Source organism: Peribacillus aracenensis, from assembly GCF_025175645.1.
GTDB lineage: Bacteria > Bacillota > Bacilli > Bacillales > DSM-1321 > Peribacillus > Peribacillus aracenensis.
In genome coordinates this window covers 287601-311618 of record NZ_JANZMJ010000001.1, presented here as the reverse complement: position 1 = coordinate 311618, position 24018 = coordinate 287601, and the positions used below count along the sequence as shown (strand labels likewise).

Below are 24018 nucleotides of genomic sequence, written 5' to 3'. Positions count from 1 at the left end.
CCTTTTAGATGCTAATGGTTTGATTAAATCGAGGAAGTGATATGTACCTCAATCTCTTTTTGCAACCCTGTTTTTTCACCTGAACCATTCAAGACTTCCAGCTTAATTTTATGCATGCCATTCGGGACATCCTTTAAAATAAATGCTGCCGTTTTCATATTGACCTTCTTTTGATTATCAATAAATACGGACACAGTTGCCAATTGTTCAGGATTTGATACAGAAAAACCATAGTTTTTCAAGTAGCACTCGACATAGACAGAGTTGCCTTTTACAAAGGTTTTTACCCGAAAGTCCTCATCTGAGTTTCGGATGCTCGATACAGTGGTGGCAGCTGTAACTGTAGAAACATCTTGCATGGCTACGCCTGAATTTTCAGGTTCTGGTATTTTCTTTCCACAACCAGCCGCTGCCATCAACACTGTGAGAGCCAAAATCAACTTTCTCATTCCATCGTCCCCCTTTTGCCTTTATTGTTTGCCAAAAGGAGTAATTTACTCTTATTTTCTTCATTCACCCGAAGTATTCATCGCTTGAAACATATGAAGCATCATTGAGGCAACCTGAACGCTTTCCGAAAATTTAGAGACCCGATGTGGAATCGATTTTTCAAAATGATATTTCGCTTCGGTTTCAAACACATCCACTTCATGGGGATTACGCATTAACCTTTTGTACCATCCAGGCTGAATCCTCAAGTAATTACGCATATCTTCGTTCGTTTGAATGAATTCATATATATTCTGACGCATGAAAAACCCTCCTTAATCTTTGGTGAATAAAAAAGGGTTAGCTTTCCGCTCTTTTTCTTTTGGGGGAGGACTGGTATCACCTGATTTATTCCCTTGGAAAGCAGATAGCACTCCTTGGATTGCACCGATGGCCTGATTGGCATTCGTAATATATTGTTGAATCTGCCCCATATCCATATTTTTAACTGCACTCATTAATGAACCGATCAACTCAGTGCTTTGTTCTCCCTTTTCAACCGGCGGAGATGGAGATCCTGAATTCACTTTGGACTCGCCCACACTGCCGTCAGCCTGCCAGCGTGGATGATCTTCTCCGAGTAAATACCACTCTTCAAAAAGTTCCTGCCATGTTGCTTGTTTGCTTCTCACTTCATTCACTAAATGAGGATGTTCCTTTACAAACACCCGAAATCCATCCACGGAGGGCCGCTTTCTTTTTGCCATTACTCTCACCTCACACTTAGACATCGCCTATTGCACCATATGCTAAAGGTAAATAAAAAGTGCATAACATTTATTTTAAAATGCAATTGGATGAGATGAGTACCCTTATAGTTCCAAAAGGGTATACAGCCGTTACTGCGGATATCCAAGTTCATCATGTAAAATTCTCCATTGGCGATCGATTCCGTGCAAATTAATACATAGGCATATGATCATCATCGAGGGATGGTCCACCGGTGATGATATCGACAGGGACCTTTTTTATTTTTTAAAAATATCCAGTACAAAAAAACGGACCCAGACCGGATCCGTTTTTTTATCTCTTTATGAAATTCTGGGTGTAGTACTTTTTATATACCCCGACGCCCAGACCTGTAAACTCCTCGTTCAGCATCGCATCCCGATGCCCTTTGCTATTTAGCCAACCTTCCATGACTGCAGCTGCATCAACGTAATTAGCCGCTATATTTTCACCTGCTGCCCTGTATTTCACATGGCCCGCATCGAGACGCTTTTCCAAATCCCCCTTTGTTTCAGAAACATGGGTTCCTTCAGGTGCGTCCGTCATTTCCCGGCTATGAAGATAAGCAACCTCCGCAGTTGGCGCATCCCATTCTAAAGGCTTCAAATCAAACCTGCTGCGCATTATATTCGTAATATCGAATATTTGCTGCTCATTGCCATCTTCCACTTTCGCCATTTCCTCATCAGAAAGGTCCTTAACTGTCACAAGTTCACCATGATAGGTCAACTCATACGGTTGTTGTTTCAATAAGGCGGAATCACTCAAAAATCGGATACTTGAAACAGTCCCGGTGAATTTATCCAAATACAGCTGAACATTAATATTCCCTAAATCAATCAACGGCCTCATGTTCATATCTTCCTCCGACAATTCAAAACGATATGAACTGTGACCAACTTCAATATCAACAGTGGGTTCCACATATAAGCTGGAATAGATGGCATCAATCGATTGTCCAATTTTAAAAGGAGCGACATTGACCTTATCACCGATTCCATAAGCAGATACCACTTTTTTATTTTCAACAGCTAATTGGAAATAATTATCATAGTCCTTTTTATAAACCCACCATTCATATCCATAGGCGGACATATCTATCCGATCTGGCTTACCATATTCCTTTTCTATCTCTTTTGCATTTTTCCCGATCGTTACCGCCAGACCTTCTTTCACTTCAGTAATCCCTTCCTTTTCAGAGGAAGGGATTTTTTCATTTATATGTCCATTGGGGTTAACACCTTTGTTACCATCAATAAGAGGGTTTCCTTCATCTTCATCGCCGATATTAAGATAAATACCGATTACGAAAAAAATAATAATTAACACCAACACCTTACCTAAACCGCGCAGAGGAACACTCCCTCTCTCTATCTAATTTATGTATTCAATGCAAAAACCTTTCTTTCCTGATTATATCACTGTTCAATCATAATTTTCTAATTTACGATAGACTGTCCCTTCATTAAATTTATTTAAAAAGTGGAACTTTTGCGAATGATTAAATTACCATGGTTGAGTTCATTGCAACTTCCACCATTTCGTACTATTATAAAATATAGGATAAAATGGTATATTATAAACATACTTGGAGATTTTTAATATATTCATGTACATAATATTTTCCCGGTATGTCATTTTAATTCTTAATAGTAAACATAGGAGGTACTACTCGTGAAATTTGAAAGCTTTGGAATCGAAAACATCACAGCCGACTTAAACCGATTAGATGACCTAATGCCGCAATATGGTTTAATACGTGCAGAACAATGGGATTACGAAAGAGTCAGTTACGATCGTAGGTTCGACTTAAAAGAAGGCACGTTTTACCTGAGAATACTTGGCTATGCTACAGAGGGCGATGTAGGCGCTCACAGGGCCGTCATCAAACTAATGGTTCCTCTATTAGGAAAACACTATTATCCACACGGAGTTGAATATGGTGAAGGAGAGGATTTCCCTGCATCACTAGTTAAACAAAGTGAAAAAATCCTCGCTCAAATCAAAGAAGAACTTACACAATTCACTGGCCTGTAAAAGCCGTTAGTGAAAAGCAGGTACAAGTGAGAGGATCATGCGTGATGCTCTCTTTTTTTATATGCATTACAAAAGCCTGATGCTTTTATTGCACCAGGCTTTTTCGTTATTTTAAAATCCTAGGATCGCCTTTATTAAAGATGTTGTTTCTCCGCCGTGATAAATGACATAAAGCAGGATGTAAACAGCTACTCCAGTAATCCCGGTGAAAAACCAAATGATGCTTGTCGCAGGCCCGATTTTTTTATGGATGGCGAATTTACCTTTAAACCCAGTGGTAAGCATGATGATCCCCAAAACAGCTCCAGTTGTGGCAAGCGTTATATGGAAAATCAAAAAAATCGTATAATAAATTTTAATGTCAGCGGGTCCGCCAAATGACGTACTACCAATGAATACCGTCCGGGAAAGATATATAGTGAAAAAGATTACCGCAAAAACCGCAGCTGCCATCATGGTTTTTTTATGGGTCTCGATTTTGCGTTGTTTAATTTGATACCAGCCTATTGCAACAGTGATGGCACTTAATACAATGAAGGCTGTACTTATCGTTGGAAGGATTGGTAAAGACATATGAATTGTAGTCCTCTCTATATTTATTAATCAACTACCATTCTATAAGAGGCAATCATAAAATTCAATAAAATCAAGGATTATTAACAGAATGCTCACTTTTATAGAATAGGCAAGTCAAATCACTCGCTATTTGGTTTAAATCAAAATCAGGCAAAGGCAGATAAAAGACTTGTCCGTCCCAAGACAAGTCTTTTATCGTACAATTATTCTACAGTCTGAAGATCCGAAGGTATCGGATCGATATCATTTTGGCCGTCATTCTCCTTTTTGAACCAAGCAAAGAAAATGACACCCAGTACATAGCCTAAAACGATTTCTTGAATCACCTTCATCAAAACCCCGCCAAGCTGTTGATCTTCAAGCAGTGGCAGTCCATTGAACATTTCTGGGCCACTGAGCGTTAAACCTGACAGTGCTGAAGCCGGAACGCAAAGTTCCATGGCACTGGCCCAAGATTCCGCATTGGTGAATGTATCATACATCGGACCATTAGCAAAAATGATTAAAGCGCAGGCAGGGGTCATTAGAATGCCACTCCCGAATATATAAGCTACTTTTTTCACACCTGATAGACTTTCACGTTCGGGCAGCTGATTTACAAGCGGGAACCACATCAAAACTGCAGTAGTAAATAAAAGCACCGTGTATCCGGCATGTATCCACATCCCCGTTTTGATATAGTCGAACACTAACGGGATATGGTACAGCGAGAAAAGAACATTAAATAGTAAAAGGGCGACAAGAGGTCTCGTAAAAAATTGAAATAAAGTCTTCACTCCCCTTGAATTTATGAAAGTTCTCATAAGCCAATCTGGAATCGCAATGATAAATAAAGGTGGAATCACGAGATAGAGCAGTGCCATTTGAAACATGTGTGCACTGAACATGATATGACTCAATAAATCCAGTGGGGATCCTTTTACCACATAAAGGAGGAACATGGCTATCAAAAAATAAGTTGCCTGTTTAACGGAAAGCGATGAACTGCCCGGAAACTTCTTCCCTTTTTTGGTCACCAGCCAAAAATAGCCTACGGTTATAAGTACGAGGGCGGCAAAATAATAAGGACTCCACAAAGCACGAAATCCGAAAATATCAATAGACAAAAAAAATCACCTCGTTCATAAACTTTTTCTTCCTTTCATTATACCTAAAATGAAACATTGTAACAAATATAGATAAACTTGGATTGGTTTTCCGGAAAATCACCACATAAAGAAAAACCGGCTATCGTTCAATAGCCGATTTTCTTTATGGTTTATAACCAAACAATTGTTGTGAACACAAGGACAGTTATCAAGCCTACTGCAAGGCCGGAAAATAAGAACAATGCAATAGTGCCGTGCCCTTTATGCTTCATGTGCATGAAATAATACAATTGGAAAATCACTTGTACAACTGCCAGCAGTAAAATGACTGGCTTAATGAACCAATGTGAAAAACCCTCAATTCCTACTGCAGCAAAAGCAAGTAATGTAAAGAAAATCATAAGTGTAAATGATATCACTTGGTGTTTCATCTCTTCAGCATTTTTCTTACGGCGATATTTTAAATCGACATTCGGGTTCGCTGAATTTGATTGTTCATTCGCCATCAGTTATCCCACCATTCCCATTAAGTATACGACAGTAAAGATAAACACCCAGACTACGTCAATGAAATGCCAATAAAGACTCGCAACAAAAAATTTAGGAGCATTATATAAATTCAAGCCCCTTCCTGCATTACGCACCATAAGACAAATAATCCAAGCCAAACCGAATGCAACGTGCCCTCCGTGAAAACCAACTAACGTATAAAACGCGGAGCCGAAGGCACTGCTCGTAAATGTATGATGGAATTCATGAACATAGTGATTAAATTCATAAATCTCGAGTCCAAGAAAACCTAAGCCAAGTGCAACCGTAATGACAAGCCAAGCCTGCATTTGTTTAAAGTGGTTATTTTTCATATGATACATCGCATACACACTAGTCAATGAACTGGTCAATAACAGCATGGTCGCCACAAAAGTAAGGGGTAATTCGAATAAATCTTTAGCTAGGGCTGCATCACCATTTGGAACTTTATCCTTCAATGCTAGGTAAGTTGCAAATAATGAGGCGAATAATACCGTCTCTCCACCAAGAAACAACCAGAATCCCAAATATTTATTTTTACCTTCTAAAGTCGCTTTCTCGGGAGAAGCAGGCCAGGTAGCATCCGTGAATCTTTCATCTGTCTGCATTATGCCTTACCTCCCTTGTCTTTATCGTCCATAAGGTCTTCTTTATGAATATGGTACCCATGATCATCTTTAACGGAACGGATAAACATTGAACCAAATGTTACCAAAAGTCCCACGATTATTATAGGCAGGGTCCATGTCTTATCATCCATATGGTATAAAGCACCGAATGCGGCGATAAATAAACCGGAAGCAGTCGTTAAAGGAAGAATGGATGAATTTGGCATATGGATATCCCCAAGTGGTTCTGCAGGAGTCATTTCCTTTTTGCCTTCCATTTTTTCAACCCAGTAAGGATCTAATCCGCGGACTAGCGGCAGTTGTTTAAAATTATAAAAAGGCGGCGGTGATGGAATGGCCCACTCCAACGTACGGCCATCTCCCCAAGGATCATTGCCGACTTTTTCATTCTTCACAGATGTAATGATGATATTGATGACCATTACCAAGACACCAAATGCCATCAAAAAGGCTCCAACAGTACTAATCATATTACCTGTATTAAAACCTTGATTGTCCAAGAATGTAAATACGCGACGAGGCATCCCCATCAAACCTAAGAAATGTTGAATGAAGAACGTTAAATGGAAACCAATCAAGAAAGTCCAAAATGTGATCTGTCCCAATTTTTCGCTTAACATCGTTCCAAACATCTTCGGCCAATAAAAATTGATTCCAGCCAGTAAACCTAATACAACCCCACCTACGATTACATAGTGGAAATGAGCAACAACGAAATAACTATCATGGTATTGATAATCAGCAGGTGCAGATGCGAGCATGATGCCTGTCACGCCACCCATTGTAAATGTAGGGATAAAGGCAACTGCATAAAGCATCGGAACCGTGAACTTGACGCTTCCTCCCCACATCGTAAAAATCCAGTTGAATATCTTAATGCCTGTCGGTACCGCGATAGCCATGGTCGCCACAGCAAAGATTGCATTTGCGATCGGACCTAGACCAGTGGTAAACATATGATGCGCCCAAACCATGAAACCTAAGAAACCAATTAAAACGGTTGCAAATACCATCGATGAATAACCAAACAATCTTTTTCTGGAGAATGTAGCGAAAATTTCGGAAAAAATACCGAACGCGGGAAGAATCAGGATATAAACTTCCGGGTGACCGAATATCCAAAATAAATGCTCCCAAATAATCGTATTTCCCCCTGCTGCTACATCAAAGAAATTCGCGCCAAACATCCGATCGAACATCATTAACACCAATCCCACGGTAAGCGGAGGAAAAGCGAATAATATCAATGCAGAAACGACGAAAGTTGACCAGGTAAACAGCGGCATACGCATATATGTCATACCAGGCGTCCGCATATTGATTATGGTTACAAGGAAATTGATCCCTGCAATTAGTGTTCCAAAACCTGATATTTGTAATCCGAGGACGTAAAAATCAATGCCATGACCTTCGGAGTGCAGGGAAAGTGATGCATATGATGTCCAGCCTGCATCAGGAGCCCCTCCTAAAAACCATGAAAGGTTTAAAAAGATTCCCCCAAAGAAAAATAACCAAAAACCTAATGAGTTCAAAAATGGGAACGCAACATCACGTGCCCCTATCTGTAATGGTACAACCGCATTCATTACAGCAAACACTAACGGCATGGCCGCCAGAAATATCATAGTCGTGCCGTGCATGGTCAAAATTTCATTATAAAATCCGGCACTTACGAAATCATTGTTTGGGATTGCCAGCTGGATACGGATAAACATCGCTTCCAAACCGCCGATTACAAAGAATAACCCGCCAGAGATAAGATATAAAATGGCGATTTTCTTATGGTCTACCGTCGTCAGATAATCCCAAATCGTAGCGCCAAATCCTTTTTTATTAGCGTACGTACTCACGATTTAACCTCCCTAATCAATGTTCTATTTGTCTTCCACCTTAAGCTCCAATAGATAAGCTGCCAGTGCATTAATATCTGAATCTGAAAGTTCTCCGTAAGTACCGGTCATCGTGTTGCCCGGTTTATACTTCTCAGGATCCTTGATCCATTTTTTCACATTCTCTTCCGTGTGATCCAATACGCCAGCTACTTTTTGACGCTCACCGAATGTAGCCAGATTCGGAGCCTGACGAGCTGCTTCAGGCCTGCTGTCATTTGGTGTAACCGCATGGCAGCCTATACAACTTTGATTAAAGACATCTTCACCCTGTTTTGCTAGATCACCTTCCACGACAGGTTCTTTCGCGGCTTTCATATCTTTAGTCCACGCTACAAAGTCGCTTTTAGACTTTGGTACGACCTTAAAATCCATCAAGGCATGGGAAGGACCGCAAAGTTCAGCACATTTCCCGTAAAATAAGTTGTTCGAATCTTCTGCCTTTTCACTATCGAATTCTAAGTAAAACTGATTGACTCCATCTGTATTTGTATCCATCTTTCCTCCGGCAGCCGGTATCCAGAATGAATGCTTAACATCAGAAGCAGTTAGATTGAAGTACACTTTTTGATCGGTAGGCACAACCAAATCCTGACTTGTGACAACTCCAAGGTCAGGATATTCAAACTCCCACCAATAAAGATTTGCCCTAACATTCACGACAAGAGCATCCTTCGTTTTTCCATCCTTATCTTTCTTATCCATTGCCTTTGTGTCAGCTAAGTCGAATGTAGTGACGACGGTCGGAACAGCCAGAACAATTAAAAGAAGGATAGGAATAACAGTCCAGATAATTTCAAGTTTATGACTTCCTTCAATTTGTTTCGGTATTGTTTCGTCGCCTTTCTTCCGACGGAAGCGCAGTAAAACTACAACGAACAAAATAATCACAACAATAATTACCAGAACCATGATTAGTGTACTCAATATCAGTAAGTCATACTGAGATTGCGCAACATTGCCTGCTGGCTTCAGCGCGGATAGGAATGGTTCGCCGCAGCCCGAAAGTACAAGTCCTACAATACCCAGCAGAGCAATCAGGCGCCATTTGTGCAGCCTTTTTTTCATAGCTTCAGAAACCCCTCTTTCGTCAAAATTTTCTCACAAAAATAAAAATGGGCGCAATTGCGAATATTCTCTCTATGTCAATTTCTAAAAAAAGAAAGAATCCCTAATTCAAGGAATTATTACGATGATTCATGTAACCGCTCTTATGAATGACCCTGTCGATAAGTTCTCCGTTAATATGTATGAATGGCGGTCAGTACATTATTTATCAGTAAGCTGGAGCCTGTAAAAAAACAGGCTGCCAGCTTATTTAAACCAAAACTAGATGAGAGTGACAATAACCATCGCTACAAATAAAATGGTCATATAATTTAAAGAATATACAAACATGGATGTTGCCCATTTAACATCATCTTTCTTTTTATACCCCTTAATCCCCAAAATAAGCCAACCCGTGCTCAATAATGCAGCAAGAATAACTAGCGGAGTTCCCAATGGAGTTAAAAAGAAAGGAATGAACATTAAACAGACGATCCATAGCATAATGGATCTTTTTGCCGCCTTGAACCCTTTCACAACAGGAAGCATGGGTACACCAGCTGCACGATATTCTTCGACACGCCTCATTGCAAGTGCATAAAAATGAGGAGGCTGCCACAAGAACATGATCGCGAACAGGACCCAGGCGATCTTATCAAGGCCCGGATCGACTGCAGCCCACCCGATAAGTGGAGGCACCGCTCCGGATATACTGCCTATAATCGTATTCGAGACAAATCTACGTTTGAAAACCATGGTATATAAAACAACATAAGCGAAGACGCCGAATGCCCCTAGTATGGCAGTTGTCATATTAGTCAATGCAAGTAATATCAGCCCTGCAGCAATTAAACCGAAACTTAATGCCAATACCTTTGAAGGCTGTACTTTCCCAGTTACCGTTGGACGGTTTTTCGTTCTTTCCATTAAATGATCGATATCACGGTCATAATAATTATTGAAACTGCAAGATCCCGCCATTATGAGCGCTGAACCTGCAAGTGTATAAAACACTACATCCAGATTGTGTAAGAAGCTTAGCCCCGAAAAATGAAGAGCTAACCACACGCCGGTAAAAGCTGTAATTATATTTGAATTGACAATCCCCACTTTTATAAGTGCTAGAAAATCCTTCCAAGCTGTTGTTTCAGGTATATCCGATTGAAGGGCGGCTTTACTGTCCTCCATGACAGCTTCTGACAAACCCCTTGTTTCTGACATTTGTTTTCCTCCTTTAAATCATTCAAAACAGACGCAAATGCAAAAAAAACGTAACATATGCTATAGAACATTATTTCATACTTTTTGATATTTGTAACCAAGGAAGCGTAAACAAAAAGTAAATTATTTACCAATGACCGTTGTCAATGGAATCCATCGAGAGCTATCATTCTTAATATCATGCTTATTAACAGTAAAATTTAGTAAAATCATTTCTTCAATATATTAAAACACATTTTTGGAAGCTTTTGTGAAAATATTTCGGTTATTTTTTGACCAATTTGTGTCTCAATAATTTACTTCTCTTTTATGATGTTCATCAAGAACATGAATATTATGCTATTATCATCATCCCCTAGGCTTATTCCCTATTTTGCTCCTACTTGAAGGTTTACACTCCCTTTATTTCTATCAAAGTCTTATGTAACTTTCAACTATTTCAGGCATTTTAATTAATAGTTATAATATTAACTGAACTTGTAAAATCATTCTATTTTGTGTAATATCGAGGAAGTTCGACAAATATTATGAAAAACCTTATGCTATTATTAATTTTATGGAATAACCCTAAATTGCTACATAGAAAAAGGTGGGGCTACTAGTGAAATCGTCTCTTAAATGGTTTGCTGTTTTAACAACGGTTGTAATGCTTTTCATCTTACTTGGTGGAGCCTTAGTCACGAAGACGGATTCCGGCATGGGATGCGGCAGGTCCTGGCCATTGTGCAATGGGCAATTGATCCCTGACAAAATCACGATTGAATTGGTCATTGAGCTTTCCCATCGACTCGTTTCAGGTGCTGGAGGTTTCCTTGTTTTAATATTATCGTATATGTCTTGGAAAAAAATCGGCCATATTCGTGAAGCACGTTTCTTATCCGTCCTTTCTTTTGGTTTTCTGTTACTGCAAGGATTGATCGGAGCCGCTGCCGTCATTTGGTCACAATCCGATTTCGTCCTTGCCCTTCATTTTGGCATATCGCTCATTTCATTTGCTGCCGTCTTTTTACTGACACTGTTGATTTTTGAAGTGGACAAGAAGTTCGAAGCAGAAAGACTTATCGTTGACAAACGAATGAAATTCCATATTATTGGCGTATTGATTTTTTGTCTGGTGGTCGTATATACAGGTGCCCTTGTAAGGCATACAGAATCAAGTCTTATCTGTAAGGATTGGCCTTTATGCGTAAATGACAGTCTTGCACTCCCCTCCAACCTTTATGAATGGATTCAGATGGGGCACCGTGCAATGGCAGGAGCTATTTTCATTTGGGTATCATATGTAGCTTATATCGCAAAAAAACATTACAAAAATCAAAAAGTGCTATATGGCGGTTGGATTGCTGCATTCATTCTCGTATTTTTACAAGTTACCGCTGGAGCCTTTATCATTTTCTCAAGGCAAAACTTATATATCGCACTTACACACGCATTATTCATCGCCTGCTTTTTTGGTGTAATGAGCTATTTGATGCTATTGACATCGAGAAGCAAAAAAAATGCCCTGGCCAAGCAAAAAAGGAACTCCGCGCACTCTGTCAAAGGTCAGGAGGAACAGGATATAACGCCAACGGTACCCGCCCGTTAATGTCTGATTGTTCAATCAATAATATAATTAAGATGAAACAAAACCACCATTCCCGGGAATGGTGGTTTTGTTTCATCTTATAGTGAAGTTCAATGACCGTACACTGCCTAAAAAGAGGGTATAGGGCAGCTTAAAACCTTAACCCTACCCCATATACCCCAAATCATTCACAAGGTCACAGTCAGCGATATTACTTGGTTATTTCAATCAATAAGTCTCCAGTACTGATCGCTTCTCCATCTTTCACATAAATATCCTTGATGGTCCCGGAGAATGGTGCTTGCACGGTAGTTTCCATTTTCATCGCTTCCGTAATGATCAGGTGATCCCCCTGCTTGACCTGATCGCCTTTCTCGACAACTACACGAATAACCGTACCTGGCATTGTCGCACCGAGTTGTTCTTTATTTTTAGGGTCAGCTTTCATTTTTGATACAACGGAAGATTTAATGTTTTCATCCTTGATGATCACTTCACGTGATTGACCATTCAACTCAAAATAAACGACTCGTGTTCCATCAGCCAATGGCTGACCGATTGAAACCAATTTTACAATGAGCGTTTTACCCTTTTCAATTTCAACTTCGATCTCTTCCCCCAGCCTCATGCCATATAAGAAAGTTGCGGTATCGAGGTTGGAAACATCACCAAATAGCTCAATCGTTTTATTGTAGTCCAAGAATACTTTTGGATATAGGGCATATGCAAGCACATCGAAATCAGTGACTGCCCGTCCCAATTCCTTGAATAATTCTTCTTTAAGAGCTGCAAAATCCACTTCTTCCAATAATTCACCCGGTCTTACTGTTATAGGTTTCTTCCCTTTCAGGATAACTTCCTGAAGCTCTTTAGGGAATCCTCCAACTGGCTGACCCAGATAGCCTTCGAATAACTCTATGACTGAATCAGGGAAATCGATGGATTTGCCTTTTGTCAGAACATCTTCTTCAGACAGGTTATTTTGTACCATGAATAAAGCCATGTCCCCAACAACTTTGGATGAAGGAGTTACTTTAACGATATCGCCGAACATTACATTGACACGCTGGTACATTTCTTTCACTTCATGCCAGCGGTCCCCCAACCCCACTGCTTTAGCTTGCTGCTGCAAATTGCTATATTGACCGCCCGGCATTTCGTGTTTGTAAACTTCGGTATGAGGAGCATTCATGCCGCTTTCGAAGTCATGATAGAATTTCCTGACCTCTCCCCAGTATTCTCCTAAACGCTCTAGTGAATCGACTTCCAATTTAGGCTGTCTGCTTGACCCCTCCAGCGCATAATGAAGTGTTTGTACACTTGGCTGCGAAGTCAGTCCAGCTAAAGAACCAATCGCCGTATCAACGATATCCACACCAGCTTCGATCGCTTTCGAATACATGTAAATTCCATTTCCGCTTGTGTCATGAGTATGCAGATGGATCGGAAGTGATGTCGATTCTTTCAATTCCGATACAAGGCGGTAAGCCGCTTCTGGTTTCAAAAGTCCTGCCATATCCTTGATCGCTAAAATGTGGGCACCGGCATGTTCTAATTCCACGGCCATATTTTTATAGTAGTCGATATTATACTTGCTGCGTGATGGATCATTCAAATCCCCGGTATAACAAATGGCCGCTTCCGCAATTTTGCCGGATTGACGAACTGCATCAATGGCCAATTCCATCCCTTTAACCCAGTTTAAACTGTCGAAGATACGGAAAACATCAATGCCTGCACCCGCTGATTTCTCTACGAATTCACGAATGACATTATCAGGGTAATTTTTATAACCAACTGCATTTGAAGCCCTTAAAAGCATTTGTAATAGGACATTAGGTGCTTTTTTCCTGAAACTGATCAGCCTGTCCCATGGATCTTCTTTCAAGAATCGATACGCGACGTCAAAAGTTGCCCCGCCCCACATTTCCATTGAAAATAAATCAGGAAGCAGTTTTGCTGTAGGCTCAGCGATATCAAGGATATCTTTCGACCTGATTCTCGTCGCAAGTAAAGATTGATGTGCATCGCGGAAAGTCGTATCGGTGATCAATACCTCTTTCTGTTCTTTGATCCAATTGACCAGTCCCTCTGCACCTTGCTCTTCAAGTATATTTTTTGTACCCGAGATAAGCGGCAGGCCACCAACATTCGGAATTGGAGCTGGATCGAAAACAGGTTTTTTCTTTTTCTCGACTCCCGGGAATCCATTCACGGTCACATTTCCGATATATGAAAGCATTTTTGTCCCACGGTCTTTTCGGACTGGGAACGTAAATAGTTCCGGTGTTGAATCAATAAAGGAAGTATCGTATTCACCATTAATGAAGTTCTCATGTTTTACAACATTTTCAAGGAATGGAATATTCGTTTTAATTCCACGAATCCTGAATTCCTTTAGGTTACGCACCATTTTTGATGCAGCCTGTTCAAATGAAAGCGCATGTGTTGAAAGTTTAACGAGAAGTGAATCATAATATGGTGTGATGACCGCACCTTGGAACCCATTACCAGCGTCCAGACGAACACCGAATCCCCCACCGGAACGGTAAACCATCATTTTCCCGGTATCAGGCATGAAATTATTCAATGGATCCTCAGTCGTCACCCGTGATTGAATCGCATATCCATGTGTTTTGATTCCTGACTGTTCGGGAATCCCGATCTTTTTGCCATGGAGTTCATGCCCTTCCGCTACCATGATTTGGGATTGAACGATATCAATGCCCGTAATCATTTCAGTAATGGTATGCTCAACCTGGACCCGTGGATTGACTTCAATAAAGTAAAATTCGCCATTTGCGACAAGGAATTCGACCGTACCAGCGTTTACATAATCAATATTTTTTGCCAGCTTGACGGCTGCCTCACAAATCCTTTCCCTTAAATCCTCGGAAAGGGAAACGGAAGGTGCCACTTCCACAACTTTTTGATGCCGTCTCTGAACGGAACAGTCACGTTCATATAAATGGACGATATTTCCATGAGTATCAGCCAAAATCTGAACTTCTATATGCTTCGGGTTTTGAATGAATCTCTCTACATATACTTCATCATTACCAAAGGCTGCTTTAGCTTCTGATTTTGCGCGATCATAAGCCTCTTCAACTTCTTCGATTTTTTCGACAATCCGCATTCCGCGCCCGCCGCCGCCTAAAGAGGCTTTTATGATAATTGGAAAGCCGTATTGTTCACCAAATTCCTTTACTTCTTCAACACTGGTCACCGGTCCATCGCTACCAGGGATAACCGGAATATCAGCCAGTTCAGCTTGTGTTCTGGCTTTTACTTTGTCACCAAACATATCTAGGTGCCTTGATTCTGGTCCGATGAAGATTATGCCTTCTTCCTCACAGCGTTTCGCAAATTCAATATTTTCTGAAAGAAAACCATAACCGGGATGAATCGCATCGACACCGCTCATTTTGGCGATCGCGATTATGCCTTCAATATCCAGGTATGCATCAATCGGCTTTTTGCCTTCCCCAACCAAATATGCCTCATCCGCTTTATATCGGTGATAAGAACCATAATCTTCCTTTGAATAGATTGCAACTGTGTGAATGTCTAATTCCGTACATGCCCGAAAAATCCGTATCGCTATTTCTCCACGATTTGCCGCAAGTACTTTTTCTATACGTTTCCCCATTGCTACCACCCTAATCAATATGTATTTTTATTGAATATATAGAAAAAAAGCGTGAAAGACTTTCACCACTTTTTATTCAAGAATTTATATCCCAACCAAGGAGACCATTCTGATCAAGCTCATTTTATCGCGGATGTAATTATTTCGATATATTTTATATTTTCGTTTTTTACATCCGATAAAGACTAAAAAGAGCCTTACACCAATAGCAAATGCAAATTTAGCTATAATAATATATTATCGATTTGACTTAACATTCAATTAATATAACCATAATACTAAAATTAACTGAATACAATAAAAAAATAAAAAATTACATATATTCGTATATTAAAACAAGGAATTAGCTCCGCCTTTCCGACTAACGTCCCATTGATAATCAACGGCATTCGATTTAAAAATCCCAGATACTTAATGATTGATAGAGAAATTTGAAATCTGAACATAACCATTAAACATTTCATCGAAAATTCAAAAAAATAAAAAAACAAAAATAAAAAAACACAATTGAGCTTCTGCGGATTAATTAGTATGTCACTATTGAATATAGTATAACACTATCAATTAATTATGTACATAAATAAAAAACTCAAACAATCATCGAGATTTGTTTGAGTTAGTATGTTTTATCTATTATTTTTTTAATGATGCTTCATGCAAAACTGACAATTCTTGTTCAAGGGCCTCCAAAAGGGATTTACCCTCGGTTTCCTCTACCAAACCTAAGCGTACGGCAAAATCAATTTCTCGTGATAGGCCGAACATTTGTGTATCAAGTACCTCTTCATATAAAGGACATTGAGGCATAGTGAGATTTTCCATTTGAACTTTTATCAGTTTTAGAATCTTGTCAGCATCTGCTTTTAATAAAGCATAAGCTTTTTCTCGATGATTGACAAGCATATCAGATGCCATGTTAAATCCCCCCGCTCAGAGCGATTAAATCTTATCTCTAAATTCTACCTTTAGTTTTGTGAAAAAGCAAGGACATTGACAAACAATTTGCCATCGGGATATCACTCCCACCTCTCAAATGAATATATCAAGCCATGGAAATTGTTCACCATCGTGTAGATGTGACATTTCAATTATAATTGATTATAATCATTAAAGAGCAACAGAAAGGAATGAGATATTTGGAACCTATCGTATTTATAAATGGAAAAGTGAAATATCCAATTACGCTAGATCCTGGAGTATGGATTTTTGACGACCGTAAAGTTGAAATTGATACATATTTCCACGCTGAAAGAGTCCAAGTCAATGAATTAGAAGAATATACGATTGCTGCCTCCAAACATTGGCAAAAAGAAATACAGGAAGGCGCAATAATGCCGCCCACAATAAAAACGGAACGAAAGTTCGAGAAGCAAAGATTGCTGGAAGGGACTTTCGGCATCCCTTTTGAACCTTTTTTAAAAAATGCCGAACCAGAAAATGGGGTAACTGAAGTCATCGTTACAACCGATGATGAAGAGCTTACATTCCCGTTGGAAACGGCACTTGAATTTTTCCTGGGCTTTTCCAAGGATGGAAAGCCGCTTAAAATATCTGAGGGCGGCCCTATGGAAATTTATTTCGGGGACGCTTCCAATATCAATGATCCGATAAAAAATGTGCGGTCTTTCACTGTTAAATAAGACTTAGTCCGTCCTGAAGTGAATGCGAAGCGTGCAGCTGAATCAGCCCATTCTTTACCGAAAACTTCAGGGCAATCGGCAAGGGACATCCCTTGCCGATAAGATTATAAAAGCGTAGCTGCGAGTTGGGCCAATCCAGATCTTTCCCCTTTTATCAATTTAACATGGCCGGCAATACGCTCTGTCTTGAATTTTTCCACCACATAGGTCAAACCATTATTATATTCATCTAAATAAGGGTGATCTATTTGCTCCGGATCCCCCATTAATACAATTTTGCTCCGCTCCCCGACTCTCGTCAAGATGGTCTTGACCTCATGTTTTGTTAAGTTCTGCGCTTCATCGATGATGATGAACTGATCCGGGATGCTCCTTCCCCTGATATAGGTCAGGGCTTCCACTTCAATCGAACTCATGCCAGCTAGAATGGCATCCAATTCCCCAGGTTTTTTCGTATTGAACAAAAATTGGAGATTATCGAAAATGGGCTGCATCCAAGGTCTTAATTTTTCTTCTTTTTCCCCTGGCAGATAACCAATATCTTTACCGACAGGAACAATCGGCCTGGCAACCAGAAGTTTCTTATATTGTGACAAATCTTCAGTTTGCATCAATCCAGTAGCCAATGCCAATAAAGTCTTGCCTGTCCCCGCCTTACCAATGAGCGTCACAAGCTTGATATCCGAACGAAGCAATAAATCAAGGGCCATCGTCTGCTGGACATTTCTCGGTTTAATTCCCCAAATATGTTCCCCTTCATATAACAATTTCTTGACTAGCCTGCAGTTCTCATCCACTATCCCAATCGCCGAAGCTGAACTCCCCAGCGTGTCCTTCATCAACAGGAATTGATTTGGATAATATGAATCCTTTGTCAGTTCCTCCAGTGACAGAAAACTTTTTTCATAAAACTTATTCAGATTATCAATCGATACAAACACTTCTTTGTGCCCAGCGTATATATGGTCCAGTTCTACGACACGATCATTTAAAAAGTCCTCTGCCTCAAGTCCGATGGCATCAGCTTTAACCCTGACGAGAGTATCTTTACTTACCAAAATGACCGTTTTTCCATCTTCCTTTGTCTCTTCTTCCAAAGATAAGTTTTTCGCGACTGCCAATATCCTGTTATCATTCGTTTTCTCCACAAAAATTTCCTGGAGCTTATGAAATGAACGATGGTTGAGTTCAATCCTTATGCTGCCTCCATTATGAAGCGGAATGCTCTGATGAAGCTTCCCTTTTTCACGAAAGCCATCGATCAATTTCGATACTTGCCTGGCATTTCTTCCAATTTCATCCATATACCGCTTTTTCGAATCCAATTCTTCTAATACGACTGCCGGAATGACAACTTCATTATCTTCGAATGAATAAATCGAGTACGGATCCTGCAACAGGACATTCGTATCTAAAACATAGATTTTTTTCCCCAATATGACGCCTCCTGCCTGCTCTTTAGGATATGCCTTACCATTTACTACACTCAGAAGTTATGTAGCGGACGAGACTGTTGATAAAATATATGTTCCTCTGCATAAAGATAGAAGAACATTTACAGACTATAAAGAAAACTTCCAGCAAAAAATGCTATCCCCTACATTGATGACAATATGTTTGGCTGCATTTAATACTTACCTGAATCAGACCTGTCATTGGTGGAAATGCTGGAACCTACAAAAAACATTAAGGAGGCTGCACATTGCAAAAATTCATGTTGTCGCTCGCTGCTGTTCTGTTGATGACAGGTTGCTCAATGGATAATAAAAATGAAGTGTCCGAAAATAATGCGAAAAACAATTTAACGAAAGTCAATAACTCGACCATTGAGGAAGCAGACAGAAATACAGGTCAGCAAACAGCGGAAAGACTCACCGGTTTAGCTAAATCCATTCCTGAGGTGAACGATGCCACCGCAGTCGTACTTGGCAAATATGCCATCGTCGGAATAGATATCGACCAAGATATTGAGCGTTCACAGGTCGGAACGATAAAATACTCAGTTGGAGAAACTTTAAAACATGATCCCAATGGCGCAAATGCCCTTATCGTCGCTGACCCGGATATAAATGAGCGGATCAGGGAGGTGGCCAGAGACATTAAAGACGGTAAACCGGTAACTGGGATACTAAATGAACTGGCTGACATCACAAGTCGGGTCATTCCTGAGGTTCCTGGTGATATTTTAACCCCAACGCCGTCCAAGAGCATTGAAAAGGAAAAAAATAAACTTGATGATGAAACGGAAAGAAAAGAACTCGATAAAGAGCAAAATGATCAATCCAATCACTTTAAAGAATGAATATTCCTAACCCGAAGTCAATCTTCGGGTTTTTGTCTTTATCCACCATGAACCAAGTATCGTTACCGTTCATATGTTAGTTTCACTTTATCCTCGTTTTACCATAAAAATATTGGTATACTTAAAAGCATATTCAAATTGAAGTGAGGTTCAACTAATATGAAGGTTAAATGTGTAATATGCGATCAAATTGAATCTATACCTGATGATAGCCCAGAAGCTAAGAAACTTCGCAACCGCCCTATACATACCTATATGTGCAATACATGCAACCAACGCATAGAAGAGCGTACGAACGAACGGATTGCAACCGGGAACTTCCGTCTTTACCGGACAATCAAAAATGAAGATGAATGGTAGAATACATTATAAAGTTTCCCTGATTGGTCTCATCAATGGAATTCTGCTTGGATTGATGATGAAGTGGGTCGAAATGTTTTCCGGTAAACAAGTGTATAAGCTCCTATTGAATGTGGATTTCCTTCCTGTAATCGGAGCTGTTTCCTGGGGTGAGGCAACATTGTTCTTTTTCCATCTCCTTTTCTCACTGGCAATTACGTTCAGTTACGTTTATATTCTTCGTCCTTTGAAGATTTTCAGGAATTGGAACAAATACACACTTGCTTTTTTCACGATCATTCCGGCAATCATGCTTTACTTCCCATTATCGGCGCTGTCGAAAACAGAAGCTGTCCTTCCTTCTGATTTGACAGCTTTCTTTTTGTGGACAATCTTACATCTTTTTTACGGACTTTCCCTCCCCAAAGCAATATAAAAAAGGACCGTGCGCATATCGCACGGTCCTTTTTTATCATTACTCGATATTTTTATACTTTTCTGGCTCCAACTGTATTTGGTCTAACATGATATCAATCAATTCAATCGGATAACGTTGCTTTTTCATTTCGTCCCCCAAAAGATACTCGATGAAATAAAAAGGTTCCGTTTTTGAAACCGAATCGATTATCACCTGATGATCATCTTTTAGCATCTGCATGAAAAACATTTCTGTATCACGTGCTGCTGTATCATCAGGCCTTGCATCACAGACAACTTTGATCGTCAACCAATTGTATAAAGCATCCTGTAATGATTTCATCATCTTAAGCCTGTTCTTCTTTTCTCGAATTATGAAGACGGATTCGATAAATCCCCAGAACTAGCGAAGCGATGACTAATGCTTCCCCCATAGGAAGAAACACCGCAAAGAAAGAAAGAAGGGTACATCCAAGTGCCATTACCACATAAATGACCACATTTTTTAGCAAAGGTAACTTTTTGGCAAAACCTAACTGATAGACAAGGATGCATAATCCAAAGACCGTCAAATATAAATACCACATTCCCGCTTCAGGATTTTCATCCACTCTGTACAATGCTGCAAAAAATGATAATCGCTCTTGGATATCCAATCTTTTCTCCTCCTCTTGCTATTTATTTTTCTTCAACAGCAACTTTTTTTCTTTTAGCTGCTCTTTCACGTTCGTTTTTATCAAGAATTTTTTTACGAAGACGAATTGAATCCGGAGTTACTTCACAGTACTCGTCATCATTCAAATATTCTAGAGCTTCTTCAAGTGACATGATTCTTGGTTTTTTCATGGAAGAAGTTTGGTCTTTATTTGCTGAACGCATATTTGTCATTTGTTTCGCTTTAACGATATTGACAGTCAAATCGCTATCACGGTTATGTTCCCCGACAATCATGCCTTCATAAATATCCGTACCTGGCTCAACGAAAATAACCCCGCGGTCTTCTACTTGCATAATACCATATTGTGTAGTTTTTCCTGATTCCATGGAAACAAGTACACCTTGACGTCTTCCACCGACTTGACCTTGTGCCATTGGTTGGTAGCTGTCAAATGAGTGGTTCATGATACCATATCCACGTGTAATCGTTAAGAACTCAGTTGAATATCCAATAAGTCCGCGAGCTGGGATCGTGAACAGTAAACGAACTTGGCCGCTTCCGCTATTGATCATATCCAACAATTCACCTTTACGGGCTCCCATTGATTCCATGATTGAACCAGTGTGTTCCTCAGGTACGTCGATTTGTACACGTTCAACTGGCTCACAACGGACACCATCAATCAAACGAACGATAACTTCCGGTTTAGAAACTTGAAGTTCATAACCTTCACGTCTCATATTTTCGATCAGGATGGAAAGGTGAAGCTCCCCACGGCCTGAAACAATCCAAACATCCGGAGAATCAGTATTTTCGACTCTTAAGCTGACATCCGTCTGCAATTGGTTTCTCAAACGCTCTTCAATTTTACGAGCTGTAACGAATTTACCTTCACGGCCTGCGAATGGGCTGTTATTTACAAGGAAAGTCATTTGTAATGTTGGCTCGTCAATACGCAGGATAGGCAGGGCTTCTGGATGTTCAGTCGGACAAACCGTTTCCCCTACGTTAATATCCTCCATACCAGAAACGGCAATTAAATCACCGGCAACGGCTTCTTGGATTTCAACTTTCTTCAAGCCAATATAACCAAAGATTTTCGTTACTCGGAATTGTTTAACCTTCCCATCAAGTTTCATTAATGAAACTTGTTGACCTACATGCATTTTACCGCGGAATACACGGCCAACCCCGATACGTCCTACATAATCATTATAGTCAAGTAAAGCCACTTGGAATTGAAGCGGTTCATCTGAGTTATCAATTGGCGCTGGGATCGTTTCGACGATTGTTTCGAAAAGTGGGGTCATGTCTTTTTCTTGTTTAGCAGGATCTGAATCCAAGCTTGCAGTACCAGCAATACCTGAAGTGAAGACAACTGGGAACTCTAACTGTTCTTCTTCAGCTCCAAGTTCGATGAATAAGTCAATTACTTCATCTACCACTTCATTGGGACGTGCAGAATCTTTATCGATTTTGTTCACGACAACGATAGGTGTAATCTTTTGTTCCAATGCTTTTTTCAACACGAAGCGAGTTTGTGGCATACAACCTTCATATGCATCAACAACAAGTAGAACGCCATCAACCATTTTCATGATCCGTTCCACTTCACCACCAAAGTCGGCATGACCAGGTGTATCCAAAATATTGATTCTTGTATCTTGGTATTGAACTGCTGTATTTTTCGCAAGAATCGTGATTCCGCGTTCTTTTTCAATCGCATTAGAATCCATCGCACGTTCTTCCACATGTTCATTTTCACGGAAAGTACCAGATTGCTTAAGCAACTGATCCACTAACGTCGTTTTACCATGGTCAACGTGGGCAATGATGGCTATATTACGAATATTTTCTCTTAATTTCAAAAAATTCACTCCTAAAAAAGTTTGTGTATAACGTATCACTAGTATTAGCTTACATATTATATCACAAACATACTAGAAACAAATACAGAAATTATGTACAATAGATATATTAGGGGTGATATTAATGAACATTAAATGGAATTTCTTAATATTAGCGATATTGGCAACAACAAGCATCGGCTCCATTGGCATCTTCATTGCTGAGAAGAGCTTGATTGGAATATTAGCTGCAATCGTTATTCTTTGCGGAATTATGGGGTTCGGTTTCACTCAGAAGAAGAAATTGCGCGAAGCCGGGAAGTTATAATATGAAAAACTCGCTGACAGACAGCGAGTTTTTTTTGTTAATTATTTCATAATGAACATTTTTATCCATACGTGCCAAACTGTGGTACTGCTTTCAATTAGACCTTGATTCTAATGACTGGGATTTCCTGATAAGTATTTATCGAATACTTCTTTATGGAGCCCTGGTTTAGATACGAAAAGTGAGTCACCTTTTATAAAATCCAATTTGTCACCTTTAATATTACTAACTTCCCCACCCACTTCCTCAACCAGTAAAACTCCTCCGGCAAAGTCCCAGGGCATGAGTCTCATGGTTATGTATGCATCTATCCTTCCAGCTGCGACGAAAGCAAGCTCCAATGCTGCGGAGCCATAAGAACGTGTCCCTCGTGCATCCCGAACTAGCGGTGCCAAAAGATTCGGATCGATCCTTCGGTTTTCCGTTACCCAGCTTGCATTAATGGAAATTATCGCTTTGCTTACTGTTGCCTCTTCTAGGGATGTCAGCCTTTGATCATTCAGAAATGCTCCTTGCCCCTTAATCGCATGATATAATTCATCGCTAAAGACATCATAAACCATGCCGATCTTCCCGATGCCATCCACATAAACCCCAAGGGAAATTGCAAAATTCCTCTGTTGATGAATGAAATTCAACGTTCCATCAATTGGATCGATGATCCACACAGTACCTTTTAGGTCTTTAATATCATTACCCATTCCCTCTTCCCCGAATATGCGGTGTTCAGGAAACACTTCGTTGATTTTTTCACAAAAAAACTTTTCTATCCCCTTATCCATATTAGTAACCAAATCATTCGGATTCGTTTTCATTTCAATATTCAACTTGGTTTTAAAGGACGCCCTTAGCCTAGTACCCGCTTCTTTCATCCATAACTTCGCATATGTATCCATTTCCTTGACAGATGCCATTATAATATCCCCGTCCTTTGTGATCAGAAACTACATTAAAATGATCCTCTTCTAAAGATTAAAGCAAATATAGCTTGCCTTCAAGTTTTTAACATCTTAAATTTTCCATTTTTTAAAATAT

Annotated in this window: 25 protein-coding genes; 7 read left to right on the top strand and 18 right to left on the bottom strand. The window is 39.8% G+C overall.

Annotated elements, in window-relative coordinates; all coding sequences use genetic code 11:
- Nucleotides 1-23: 23 nt before the first annotated feature.
- The 4 genes from N0M92_RS01565 to N0M92_RS01550 all read right to left on the bottom strand — a co-directional run bounded on the left by N0M92_RS01565 (nucleotide 24) and on the right by N0M92_RS01550 (nucleotide 2547).
- Nucleotides 24-449 carry a hypothetical protein gene (locus N0M92_RS01565; protein ID WP_260284178.1) on the bottom strand — a complete coding sequence of 142 codons (426 nt, stop codon included), beginning with the start codon at nucleotides 447-449 and terminating at the stop codon, nucleotides 24-26.
- Nucleotides 450-509: 60 nt separating this feature from the next.
- Entirely contained in the window at nucleotides 510-752 is a 243-nt protein-coding gene (locus tag N0M92_RS01560; protein WP_260284177.1) for a YlbE-like family protein, read from the bottom strand.
- A gap of 12 nt (nucleotides 753-764) precedes the next feature.
- Nucleotides 765-1196, bottom strand: a complete 432-nt coding sequence (locus tag N0M92_RS01555; protein ID WP_260284176.1) for a YlbD family protein — start codon at nucleotides 1194-1196, stop codon at nucleotides 765-767.
- 316 nt (nucleotides 1197-1512) lie between these two features.
- Nucleotides 1513-2547 (bottom strand): CAP domain-containing protein, encoded by a 1035-nt coding sequence (locus N0M92_RS01550; protein WP_260284175.1) that lies wholly within the window; start codon nucleotides 2545-2547, stop codon nucleotides 1513-1515.
- A 345-nt stretch (nucleotides 2548-2892) separates the two neighbouring features.
- Here N0M92_RS01550 and N0M92_RS01545 point away from each other — a divergent pair, with 345 nt between their 5' ends.
- Nucleotides 2893-3255: a YugN-like family protein gene (locus tag N0M92_RS01545; protein WP_260284174.1), complete on the top strand. Its 363-nt coding sequence runs from the start codon at nucleotides 2893-2895 to the stop codon at nucleotides 3253-3255.
- 111 nt (nucleotides 3256-3366) lie between these two features.
- On the opposite strand, the gene N0M92_RS01540 is transcribed toward N0M92_RS01545, so the two are convergent.
- The 7 genes from N0M92_RS01540 to cyoE all read right to left on the bottom strand — a co-directional run bounded on the left by N0M92_RS01540 (nucleotide 3367) and on the right by cyoE (nucleotide 10236).
- A complete protein-coding gene (locus tag N0M92_RS01540) occupies nucleotides 3367-3828 on the bottom strand; it encodes a DUF420 domain-containing protein (protein WP_179891037.1) in 462 nt (153 codons plus the stop codon).
- 206 nt (nucleotides 3829-4034) lie between these two features.
- Nucleotides 4035-4937: a cytochrome c oxidase assembly factor CtaG gene (gene ctaG, locus N0M92_RS01535; protein WP_260284173.1), complete on the bottom strand. Its 903-nt coding sequence runs from the start codon at nucleotides 4935-4937 to the stop codon at nucleotides 4035-4037.
- A 152-nt stretch (nucleotides 4938-5089) separates the two neighbouring features.
- Nucleotides 5090-5425 carry a cytochrome c oxidase subunit IVB gene (gene ctaF / locus N0M92_RS01530; protein ID WP_048684534.1) on the bottom strand — a complete coding sequence of 112 codons (336 nt, stop codon included), beginning with the start codon at nucleotides 5423-5425 and terminating at the stop codon, nucleotides 5090-5092.
- A 3-nt stretch (nucleotides 5426-5428) separates the two neighbouring features.
- Nucleotides 5429-6058 carry a cytochrome (ubi)quinol oxidase subunit III gene (locus N0M92_RS01525; RefSeq protein WP_098371107.1) on the bottom strand — a complete coding sequence of 210 codons (630 nt, stop codon included), beginning with the start codon at nucleotides 6056-6058 and terminating at the stop codon, nucleotides 5429-5431.
- A complete protein-coding gene (gene ctaD, locus N0M92_RS01520; protein WP_144527047.1) occupies nucleotides 6058-7929 on the bottom strand; it encodes a cytochrome c oxidase subunit I in 1872 nt (623 codons plus the stop codon). The genes N0M92_RS01525 and ctaD overlap by 1 nt, the downstream gene beginning before the upstream one ends.
- Before the next feature lie 24 nt (nucleotides 7930-7953).
- On the bottom strand, nucleotides 7954-9036 hold the full coding sequence (gene coxB, locus N0M92_RS01515) for a cytochrome c oxidase subunit II (protein ID WP_260284172.1): 1083 nt from the start codon (nucleotides 9034-9036) through the stop codon (nucleotides 7954-7956).
- A 261-nt stretch (nucleotides 9037-9297) separates the two neighbouring features.
- The gene (cyoE, locus tag N0M92_RS01510; protein ID WP_098371110.1) at nucleotides 9298-10236 is read right to left on the bottom strand and encodes a heme o synthase; all 939 of its coding nucleotides are present in this window, start codon (nucleotides 10234-10236) and stop codon (nucleotides 9298-9300) included.
- Between the two features lie 601 nt (nucleotides 10237-10837).
- Here cyoE and N0M92_RS01505 point away from each other — a divergent pair.
- The gene (locus N0M92_RS01505; protein WP_192203936.1) at nucleotides 10838-11824 is read left to right on the top strand and encodes a COX15/CtaA family protein; all 987 of its coding nucleotides are present in this window, start codon (nucleotides 10838-10840) and stop codon (nucleotides 11822-11824) included.
- A gap of 190 nt (nucleotides 11825-12014) precedes the next feature.
- On the opposite strand, the gene pyc is transcribed toward N0M92_RS01505, so the two are convergent.
- Both pyc and N0M92_RS01495 read right to left on the bottom strand, forming a co-directional pair.
- A complete protein-coding gene (gene pyc / locus N0M92_RS01500) occupies nucleotides 12015-15452 on the bottom strand; it encodes a pyruvate carboxylase (protein ID WP_260284171.1) in 3438 nt (1145 codons plus the stop codon).
- A 633-nt stretch (nucleotides 15453-16085) separates the two neighbouring features.
- Entirely contained in the window at nucleotides 16086-16367 is a 282-nt protein-coding gene (locus N0M92_RS01495; RefSeq protein ID WP_098371113.1) for a YlaN family protein, read from the bottom strand.
- Between the two features lie 221 nt (nucleotides 16368-16588).
- Here N0M92_RS01495 and N0M92_RS01490 point away from each other — a divergent pair, with 221 nt between their 5' ends.
- A complete protein-coding gene (locus tag N0M92_RS01490; RefSeq protein ID WP_076366738.1) occupies nucleotides 16589-17092 on the top strand; it encodes a hypothetical protein in 504 nt (167 codons plus the stop codon).
- Between the two features lie 104 nt (nucleotides 17093-17196).
- Here N0M92_RS01490 and N0M92_RS01485 read toward each other — a convergent pair whose 3' ends face one another.
- The gene (locus N0M92_RS01485) at nucleotides 17197-18528 is read right to left on the bottom strand and encodes a PhoH family protein (RefSeq protein ID WP_260284170.1); all 1332 of its coding nucleotides are present in this window, start codon (nucleotides 18526-18528) and stop codon (nucleotides 17197-17199) included.
- 266 nt (nucleotides 18529-18794) lie between these two features.
- Here N0M92_RS01485 and N0M92_RS01480 point away from each other — a divergent pair, with 266 nt between their 5' ends.
- The 3 genes from N0M92_RS01480 to N0M92_RS01470 all read left to right on the top strand — a co-directional run bounded on the left by N0M92_RS01480 (nucleotide 18795) and on the right by N0M92_RS01470 (nucleotide 20169).
- Nucleotides 18795-19394: a YhcN/YlaJ family sporulation lipoprotein gene (locus N0M92_RS01480; protein ID WP_260284169.1), complete on the top strand. Its 600-nt coding sequence runs from the start codon at nucleotides 18795-18797 to the stop codon at nucleotides 19392-19394.
- 159 nt (nucleotides 19395-19553) lie between these two features.
- Nucleotides 19554-19754, top strand: coding sequence for a YlaI family protein (locus N0M92_RS01475; RefSeq protein WP_072272690.1), 201 nt, complete (start codon nucleotides 19554-19556; stop codon nucleotides 19752-19754).
- Nucleotides 19738-20169, top strand: a complete 432-nt coding sequence (locus N0M92_RS01470; protein ID WP_260284168.1) for a hypothetical protein — start codon at nucleotides 19738-19740, stop codon at nucleotides 20167-20169. The genes N0M92_RS01475 and N0M92_RS01470 overlap by 17 nt, the downstream gene beginning before the upstream one ends.
- A 39-nt stretch (nucleotides 20170-20208) precedes the next feature.
- Here N0M92_RS01470 and N0M92_RS01465 read toward each other — a convergent pair whose 3' ends face one another.
- Genes N0M92_RS01465 through typA form a run of 3 tightly spaced genes read right to left on the bottom strand, consistent with a single transcriptional unit; the run spans nucleotide 20209 to nucleotide 22676 of the window.
- Complete coding sequence (locus tag N0M92_RS01465; RefSeq protein WP_260284337.1) at nucleotides 20209-20493, bottom strand: hypothetical protein; 285 nt, start codon at nucleotides 20491-20493, stop codon at nucleotides 20209-20211.
- 4 nt (nucleotides 20494-20497) lie between these two features.
- Complete coding sequence (locus N0M92_RS01460) at nucleotides 20498-20806, bottom strand: YlaH-like family protein (RefSeq protein WP_034314008.1); 309 nt, start codon at nucleotides 20804-20806, stop codon at nucleotides 20498-20500.
- A 22-nt stretch (nucleotides 20807-20828) separates the two neighbouring features.
- Nucleotides 20829-22676 (bottom strand): translational GTPase TypA, encoded by a 1848-nt coding sequence (gene typA / locus N0M92_RS01455; RefSeq protein WP_192203931.1) that lies wholly within the window; start codon nucleotides 22674-22676, stop codon nucleotides 20829-20831.
- Between the two features lie 124 nt (nucleotides 22677-22800).
- On the opposite strand from typA, the gene N0M92_RS01450 reads away from it, so the two are divergent.
- Nucleotides 22801-22983, top strand: coding sequence for a YlaF family protein (locus N0M92_RS01450; protein WP_260284167.1), 183 nt, complete (start codon nucleotides 22801-22803; stop codon nucleotides 22981-22983).
- A 110-nt stretch (nucleotides 22984-23093) separates the two neighbouring features.
- Here the strand turns inward: N0M92_RS01450 and N0M92_RS01445 are convergent, their stop codons facing one another.
- The gene (locus tag N0M92_RS01445) at nucleotides 23094-23897 is read right to left on the bottom strand and encodes an inositol monophosphatase family protein (protein WP_260284166.1); all 804 of its coding nucleotides are present in this window, start codon (nucleotides 23895-23897) and stop codon (nucleotides 23094-23096) included.
- Between the last annotated feature and the right edge of the window lie 121 nt (nucleotides 23898-24018).

Excerpts from the sequence above, each read along its gene's own strand:
- N0M92_RS01495 (WP_098371113.1), bottom strand. The coding sequence starts at position 16,367 with ATGGCATCTGATATGCTTGTCAATCATCGAGAAAAAGCTTATGCTTTA.
- N0M92_RS01475 (WP_072272690.1), top strand. The coding sequence starts at position 19,554 with ATGAAGGTTAAATGTGTAATATGCGATCAAATTGAATCTATACCTGAT.
- N0M92_RS01565 (WP_260284178.1), bottom strand. The coding sequence starts at position 449 with ATGAGAAAGTTGATTTTGGCTCTCACAGTGTTGATGGCAGCGGCTGGT.
- N0M92_RS01540 (WP_179891037.1), bottom strand. The coding sequence starts at position 3,828 with ATGTCTTTACCAATCCTTCCAACGATAAGTACAGCCTTCATTGTATTA.
- coxB (WP_260284172.1), bottom strand. The coding sequence starts at position 9,036 with ATGAAAAAAAGGCTGCACAAATGGCGCCTGATTGCTCTGCTGGGTATT.
- pyc (WP_260284171.1), bottom strand. The coding sequence starts at position 15,452 with ATGGGGAAACGTATAGAAAAAGTACTTGCGGCAAATCGTGGAGAAATA.
- N0M92_RS01560 (WP_260284177.1), bottom strand. The coding sequence starts at position 752 with ATGCGTCAGAATATATATGAATTCATTCAAACGAACGAAGATATGCGT.
- N0M92_RS01525 (WP_098371107.1), bottom strand. The coding sequence starts at position 6,058 with ATGCAGACAGATGAAAGATTCACGGATGCTACCTGGCCTGCTTCTCCC.
- N0M92_RS01465 (WP_260284337.1), bottom strand. The coding sequence starts at position 20,493 with ATGAAATCATTACAGGATGCTTTATACAATTGGTTGACGATCAAAGTT.
- N0M92_RS01555 (WP_260284176.1), bottom strand. The coding sequence starts at position 1,196 with ATGGCAAAAAGAAAGCGGCCCTCCGTGGATGGATTTCGGGTGTTTGTA.
- cyoE (WP_098371110.1), bottom strand. The coding sequence starts at position 10,236 with ATGTCAGAAACAAGGGGTTTGTCAGAAGCTGTCATGGAGGACAGTAAA.
- N0M92_RS01450 (WP_260284167.1), top strand. The coding sequence starts at position 22,801 with ATGAACATTAAATGGAATTTCTTAATATTAGCGATATTGGCAACAACA.
- N0M92_RS01470 (WP_260284168.1), top strand. The coding sequence starts at position 19,738 with ATGAAGATGAATGGTAGAATACATTATAAAGTTTCCCTGATTGGTCTC.
- ctaF (WP_048684534.1), bottom strand. The coding sequence starts at position 5,425 with ATGGCGAATGAACAATCAAATTCAGCGAACCCGAATGTCGATTTAAAA.
- N0M92_RS01445 (WP_260284166.1), bottom strand. The coding sequence starts at position 23,897 with ATGGCATCTGTCAAGGAAATGGATACATATGCGAAGTTATGGATGAAA.